The sequence below is a fragment of the Amycolatopsis sp. w19 genome (assembly GCF_051373225.1).
Classification (GTDB): domain Bacteria; phylum Actinomycetota; class Actinomycetes; order Mycobacteriales; family Pseudonocardiaceae; genus Amycolatopsis; species Amycolatopsis japonica.
The window spans coordinates 67723-74668 of record NZ_JBPQFM010000030.1 but is presented as its reverse complement, the minus strand read 5'-3'; the positions used below and the strand labels follow the sequence as shown (position 1 = coordinate 74668).

At 71.6% G+C, this 6946-nt stretch carries 6 protein-coding genes and 1 pseudogene; 3 read left to right on the top strand and 4 right to left on the bottom strand.

The genetic code is table 11. From position 1 onward, the window contains the following. The 3 genes and pseudogenes from ACSMFO_RS36410 to ACSMFO_RS36400 form a co-directional block, all read left to right on the top strand. Positions 1 to 245: pseudogene (locus tag ACSMFO_RS36410) on the top strand (WXG100 family type VII secretion target); the annotation flags it as partial. A gap of 29 nt (positions 246 to 274) precedes the next feature. Continuing rightward, positions 275 to 1621 (top strand): alpha/beta hydrolase, encoded by a 1347-nt coding sequence (locus ACSMFO_RS36405; protein ID WP_436462105.1) that lies wholly within the window; start codon positions 275 to 277, stop codon positions 1619 to 1621. A gap of 10 nt (positions 1622 to 1631) precedes the next feature. Beyond that, positions 1632 to 2009, top strand: a complete 378-nt coding sequence (locus tag ACSMFO_RS36400; RefSeq protein ID WP_350577523.1) for a hypothetical protein — start codon at positions 1632 to 1634, stop codon at positions 2007 to 2009. Between the two features lie 64 nt (positions 2010 to 2073). Here the strand turns inward: ACSMFO_RS36400 and ACSMFO_RS36395 are convergent, their stop codons facing one another. The 4 genes from ACSMFO_RS36395 to nadA are packed head-to-tail and all read right to left on the bottom strand — an operon-like array spanning position 2074 to position 6839. Next, on the bottom strand, positions 2074 to 3243 hold the full coding sequence (locus tag ACSMFO_RS36395; RefSeq protein ID WP_360121627.1) for a S8 family serine peptidase: 1170 nt from the start codon (positions 3241 to 3243) through the stop codon (positions 2074 to 2076). 46 nt (positions 3244 to 3289) lie between these two features. Then, positions 3290 to 4180: a carboxylating nicotinate-nucleotide diphosphorylase gene (nadC, locus tag ACSMFO_RS36390; RefSeq protein ID WP_038510239.1), complete on the bottom strand. Its 891-nt coding sequence runs from the start codon at positions 4178 to 4180 to the stop codon at positions 3290 to 3292. Then, the gene (locus ACSMFO_RS36385) at positions 4177 to 5832 is read right to left on the bottom strand and encodes an L-aspartate oxidase (RefSeq protein WP_436462104.1); all 1656 of its coding nucleotides are present in this window, start codon (positions 5830 to 5832) and stop codon (positions 4177 to 4179) included. The genes nadC and ACSMFO_RS36385 overlap by 4 nt, the downstream gene beginning before the upstream one ends. Then, a complete protein-coding gene (gene nadA / locus ACSMFO_RS36380) occupies positions 5829 to 6839 on the bottom strand; it encodes a quinolinate synthase NadA (protein WP_037344779.1) in 1011 nt (336 codons plus the stop codon). Before nadA ends, ACSMFO_RS36385 begins: the two co-directional genes overlap by 4 nt. Between the last annotated feature and the right edge of the window lie 107 nt (positions 6840 to 6946).

The following is a 6946-nucleotide window of genomic DNA, read 5'->3' as shown; positions in this document are numbered from 1 at the left end:
CGGGCGACGGCGGCTCGGGCAGCGCGATGAGCGGGCTCGCCGGCGGAGCCGCCGGTGCCGCGGGCGCGGCGGCGGCCAAGGGCGCGATGCCGATGATGCCCATGATGCCGATGGGCATGGGCGCGGGCGGCGACATGGGTTCCGGACGGCGGATCCCGCCGTGGCTCGTGGAGACCGAGAACGTCTGGGGCCAGTCGTCCCCGGTCGCTCCCGCCGTGCTCGGCGAAGAACCCGAACAGTACTGATTTTCCCGACCAGGAGAGGCGGCTCGGTGATGGCATCCAGTGCGGGCGGTTACCGAGTCGCCCCCGCCAGGCTCGAAGCGGCGGCGGCCGAACTAGAACAGCGCGCAGGCGTGCTCAAGACGGCGCAGACCGCGCTGGCGGGTGAGAACGTCCCGGCGACCGCGTTCGGCCAGGTTTCGGCTTCCAGCGCGGCTTCGGCCACGTACACCAAGACGATCAAAGACGTCTCGGGCAAACTCGACGGCCAGATCACCAAGGCGACGGTGATCCATCAGGGACTGACGGCCGCGGGTGGCGGATACCGGCGCGCCGACGTCCAGGTCGCCGCCTCGTACCGGTCGCTGATGCCGGAGAACCCGTTGCCCAAGGCCGGGAATCCGGCAGGCGTCGGCGGCGCGGCCGACAGCGGATCGTGGGCCACCGCGATCGCCGAGAACCGCACGAAGGTCACCGACGCGCTGACGGCCGAACGCGAGCGGCTCGCGAACCTCCTGGCACAGGGCGGGAAAGCCGACGACATCGCGAGCGCACGTACGCGGATCGCGCTCTACGAGGACATCCTCGCCAACGACCGGCAGATCCTGCGGTTCGACCCGTCCGGGAACGGGCGCATCGTCGAACTGGTCGGCCGCATCGAGCCGGGCACCCGCAACGTCGGGTTGTTCGTCCCCGGCGTCAACACCTCGTTCGACAACTTCCAGAGCTACGCCGACCTCGGCAAGAGCCTGGTCGCCGCGGACGCCACCGGCCGGACCGCGATGGTGGTCTGGGCCGACGGGGTCTTCCCCCAGAACGTCGTCACGGAAGGCCCTGCCGCGCACTACGCGCAGACGATGGCGCCCGATCTCAAGGCGTTCGGCGACGAACTGCGCGGCCAGATCGACAGCCACGCCGGACCGGGTGTGGTGGTCACCGCCGTCGGGCACAGCTACGGCGGCGCGACCGTGGGCCTCGCCGAGCAGCTGGGGCTCAGGGCCGATCAGGTGCTGCACGTCGAGTCCGCGGGCATGGGACACGGGATCTGGAGCCCGAGCGACCTCCCGGCCAGCCAGGCCGGTGTGCAGCGGTACTCCATGACGGCCCCCTTCGACCCGATCGTGATCGCGCAGGGCAACGCCGGCCTCATCGAATGGCTCGGCGCCGGGCACGGAGCGGACCCCGACCGCTTCCCCGGCGTCGTCGAACTGGAAACCGGCCGCGACGCGAACGGCGATCTGCAGTGGGGTTTCGATTCCCACAGCGGTGTGCTCAAACCGGGTTCCGATTCGTGGAACAACATCTACGGTGTGATCACGGGCGGCGCGGTCACGCACGAAGGCTTCACCGGCGGCTCGCTGCGCGAGATGGTCATCGAAGGCGTCGGACGAGGCTTGTGAGGGACTGTTCATGATCACGAAGCACACCGAACTCGACCCGCTGGCCGAGGACCTCACGGCGGTCATCGACGGTGTCGCGGGCACCTTCGGCACCACCGCGGAGCGCACCGTGGAAGGCGAGCTGGACTGCGACCCCACCCAGCCGGGCCGGTCGCTCTGCTGGCAGTACGGCCTCCGCGTGGACGACGCGACCGACGCGATCCGCAAACTCGTCGACGACGTCCTGCCCATGCTGGAGAGCCAGGGCTGGCGGTGGCGCGACCGCAGCAACCCGCGTGAGCTGATCGCGCAGTTCAGCCGCGACGGCGCCGACTTCAACGTGCACGTCTCCCGCGTCGGCGACGGCGTGGCCATCGTGGGCTCGACAGCCTGCGTATCCGTCCCCTAAAACCCCAGGGGGTCGCGAAAGACCTCGTGGGCGGTGGCGGTGTCCCCCAGTACACCGCTGCCGCTCACGAGGCGCGGAATCGCGAAGGTTTCCAGCCCCGGCGCTTGCCCCGCCGGACCGCCGCCACCACGACGCCCGCCGCGATGGCGAGGGCCACCCCGGAGATGGCGAGCACACCGGAGACCTTGTCCGCCCTGGTGGGTGCCGGAGCCGCCGCGGGGACCACGAAGGTGTCCGGACCGACGCTCGGCGGCCCTCCCGGGCCGGGCGTACCGGCGGGGATCGAGGCGGAAACGGCGGCGTAGGCGTCGATCGCGCCCCAGCCCCGGCGGGGATCGTGCCCACCGCTCGGGCCCCGGTGCGCGGTCAGCGTCAGCCGCGCGACGACCTGCTCCGGCGACAGCTCGGGGTGATACGCGCGCACGAGCGCGGCGACCCCGGCGACATGCGCGGCGGCCAGGCTCGGGTCGCTCACCGGCCACCGGTGCGCCACCGTCCCGCCCGCGCCGGCGGACGTGCTGACCAGTTCGGCGCCGGGCGCGGAAATCCCCACGTACGAACCGGATTCCGTCTGCACGGCCTCGCCCGCCTGATTCGTCGAACCCACGGCGAGCACGCCCGGCGTGGCCGTCGGGTACGACGTCTGGCCCTGCTGGGTCCCCGCGGCGGGCGAGACGATCAGCGCGCCCTTCTCCTTGGCGCGCGAGACGGCGCCGGTCAGCGCGGGGCTGTCGGAAGCGGCCGGGACGGCGATCAGGATGATCCCGGCGCCGCGGTTCAGCGCGGTTTCGATGGCGCCCGCGAGCTGCCCGGGATCGCCGCCGCCGTTCACCTGGGTGTAGCGGATCGGCAGGATCTTGGCGCCGGGCGCGATCCCGGTGAACGTCGTGGACGGATCCGGTTGCGCGCCGACGATCCCGGCGGCGATCGTGCCGCGTCCGTCGCAGTCTTCGGCCTCGGTTCCCTGCCCGCCGAGCAGTTGCCCCGGCGCGAACTGGCCGTTGCCGCCGTCGACGCCGGTGCCGATCACCGCGACCAGCTGGCCGGTGCCGCGGGACAGCGGCCAGAGCCGCACGGGATCGATCAGCCGCTGTCCCCACGGGACGGCCGCGGTGTAGGTGCCCGTCGGGTTGGCGCACTGCTCGGCGACCGCCGTCGACGGGACGGGGGTGCCGAGCAGTGCCATGAAACCGACGCATCCCGCGACGGCACTTTTACCGGCAAAGCCCACCATTCCTCCAGAATCCCCTTGTCACACAAGGGAATTCTAGTGTTTCACCTCAGCGCAGGTCCATCCCCAGGTCGAGCGCGGGTGAGGAATGCGTGAGCGCCCCGACGGCGAGGAAGTCCACACCGGACTCCGCGTACGCCCGCGCGACGTCGAGCCGCAGACCGCCCGAGGATTCCAGGCGGGTCTTCGGGGAAACCTCGTCACGCCGGTCGACCGCTTTCGCGCATTCGTCGGGTGTGAAGTTGTCCAGCAGCACCTCGTCGGCGCCCGCGGTGAGCGCCTCCTCCAGCTGGGCGAGGTCGTCGACCTCGACCTCGCAGTGCAGTTCGGGCGCGTGCTCGCGCGCGGCGGCGAGCGCGGCGGTCACCGAACCGGCGGCGACCACGTGGTTGTCCTTGATCAGCACCGCGTCGCCGAGCCCGAGCCGGTGGTTCACCCCGCCGCCCGCGCGGACGGCGTACTTCTCCAGCAACCGCAGCCCGGGCAGCGTCTTGCGGGAATCCCTGACCCGGCAACCGGTTCCCTCCACCGCGGCCACCCAGGCGGCGGTCGCGGTGGCGATACCGGACAGGTGGCACAGCAGGTTCAGCGCGGTGCGTTCGGCGGTGAGCAGGCCCCGCACCGGACCGCGCACGACCAGTGCGGGCTCACCGGCGGTCAGCCGATCGCCGTCGTCACGGGCGGCCAGGATCTCCAGGCTCGAACCGAGCACGACGTCGAACACCGCCAGCGCCACCGGGATCCCGGCGACCACCCCGGCCGTCCTCGGCGTGAGTTCGGCCAGCGCACGCGCGGATTCGGGCACGGTGGCGTTCGTCGTCGCGTCGGGCCCGTACCGCAGATCCTCGGCCAGTGCCGTCGTGACGACGCGCTGCACGTCGGCGACGTCGAGGCCGTGATCGGCCAGCGCCTTGACGACCCACGGGGAGAATTCGCTCATGCCACACCCTCCAAAGCGATCGGATCGGCCAGCACCGGCTGTCCCGACGGGCTGAGCCGGATGAGCTGACCGCGCTGCCAGCTGTCGTCGTCGCGTTCGGGGAAGTCGGTCCGCACGTGGCAGCCGCGGGATTCCGTCCGGCGCGCGGCCGCCGCGACCAAGGCCTCCGCCACCAGGGTGAGCGCCGCGTCCTCCACGATCCTCGGTGTCCACAAAGGACTCTCTGTCACGGACAGATCCAGCACCGAACCCACGACCGAAAGACCTTCCGCGTCGCGGCCGATGGCGGCATACCGGCTCATCGCCCGCTGCAACGCGTCACGGTCGGCCACCGGCGCCTGCACTGGAGGCGCGAGCACACCGCGACGCGGATCGGCCAGCCGCCCGATGGCGAAATCGGCGGCGATCGCGTCGGCCACCCGTCGCCCGACCACGAGGCCTTCGAGCAAACTGTTGGAGGCCAGGCGGTTCGCGCCGTGCAGACCCGTCCTCGCGACCTCGCCCGCGGCGTAGAGACCTCGAACACCGGATCGTCCGTCCACAGTGGTCACCACGCCGCCACAGGCGAAATGCGCCGCGGGCGTGACCGGGATCGGCTCCTTTGCCGGGTCCAGACCGATCGCCGCGCACGCCGCGTGCACGGTCGGGAACCGTTTGGCGAAGCCGGAAATCCCGGTGGCGTCGAGGAAGACGTGGTCGTCGACACCGCCGGGCGCCTGCACCATGCGGCGCGTGATGGCCGCGGAAACGACATCCCGGGGCGCGAGATCCCCGAGCGGGTGGACCCCGCGCATCACCGAGGCACCCGTCGCGTCGTGCAGGGTCGCCCCCTCGCCGCGCACCGCCTCGGTGACCAGCGGGAGCCGGCCACGCGCGCCGGGCGTGAACAGGACCGTCGGGTGGAACTGGACGAACTCCACGTCCGCGACCTGCGCTCCCGCGCGCAACGCCAGCGCCAACCCGTCCCCCGTGGCGAGTTCCGGATTGGACGTCGCCTGATAAAGCTGCCCCAGTCCGCCGCTGGCCAGCAGCACCGCGGGCGCCCGGACGACACCGGGCACACCGTTGTGGTCCAGGACGGTCACCCCGACGACCTCGCCCGCGGGCGTGCGGATCGCGTCGACGGCGATGTGGTGCTCCAGCACCGGGATCCGCCGTCCTCCGGCCGTCGCGACCAGCGTCCGCTCGACCTCGGCGCCGGTCGCGTCGCCACCCGCGTGGATGACGCGGAACGCGCTGTGCCCGCCTTCCCGGGTACGGGCAAGTTCGGGCCGCCCTTCTGCCGCGGCGTCGAAGCGCGCCCCCTCGGCCCGCAGCCGGGCCACCGCGGCCGGACCGCCGGCGATGATCGACCGGACGGCGCCGGAGTCGCACAGCCCGGCACCGGCGGTGAGCGTGTCCTCGGCGTGCTTGCCGACCGAGTCGCCCCGCTCGTGCTCGCCCTCCAGCACGACCGCGATACCGCCCTGCGCCCAGCGGGTGTTGCCGTCGGAGACCGTCGCCTTGGTGACCACCAGGACGTGCAGGCCGAGCTCCTGCGCGCGCAGCGCGGCGGTGAGCCCGGCCACCCCGCTGCCGATCACCACGAGATCGGCGGCGGCCTCCCAGACCGGGTGGGTTTTCGCCTGGAGAGCGGTAACCGGGTCGGTCATTCTCCGCCGCCAGGCTGCCCGATCTCGATCATGCGCTGCACGGAAGCGCGGGCACGGGCGGCGGTTTCGGCGTCGACGTGGACCTCGTCGGCCCCCTCGCGCAGCGACCGCAGCAGGGCGGCAGGCGTGATCATCTTCATGTACCGGCAGGACGCCCGGTCGTTCACCGCGCGGAAGTCGATCTCCGGCGCGGCCTTGCGCAGCTGGTGGATCATCCCGATCTCGGTGGCCACGAGGACCGACTTCGCCTTGGTGTCGCGGGCGGCGTGGACCATGTCGCCGGTCGAGAGGATCTTGACCCGCTCGGGGGCGACGGCGCCCTCGCCCGCCAGGTACAGCGCCGAGGTCGCGCAGCCGCATTCCGGGTGGATGAACAGATCGGCGTCCGGGTTCTCCGAAGCCCGCTCGGCCAGCTCGGCGCCGTTGATCCCGGCGTGCACGTGGCACTCCCCGGCCCAGATGTGCATGTTCTCGCGGCCGGTCACGCGTTTGACGTGCGCGCCGAGGAACTGGTCCGGCAGGAAGAGAACTTCCTGGTCAGCGGGGATGGAGGCGACCACGTCGACGGCGTTCGACGACGTGCAGCAGATGTCGGTCTCCGCCTTGACCTCGGCCGTGGTGTTCACGTACGACACCACGACCGCGCCGGGGTGCTCGGCCTTCCAGGCACGGAGCTGGTCGCCGGTGATCGAGTCCGCCAGCGAGCAGCCCGCCCGCGCGTCCGGGATCAGGACCGTCTTCTCCGGCGCCAGGATCTTCGCCGTCTCGGCCATGAAGTGCACGCCGCAGAAGACGATGGTGGACGCGTCACTGCTCGCCGCGATACGGCTGAGCGCGAGGGAGTCGCCGGTGAAATCGGCGATGTCCTGGATCTCGGGGACCTGGTAGTTGTGCGCGAGCAGGACGGCGTCGCGTTTGCGCGCGAGGCTGCGCACCTCCTCCGCCCAAGCCGCGTCGGCGACCACGCCACCGTACGGGGTCAAGTCGTTCTGCAGAGTGCTCGTCATCGTTCTGGCCCTCCTGGACCTGTCTCCGGTTTTCGCCTTATAATCGAAAACCGTGCGAAGTCATCTTAACACCCAGACCCCCCTCGCCCACGAGGTCTTGGGAGCGG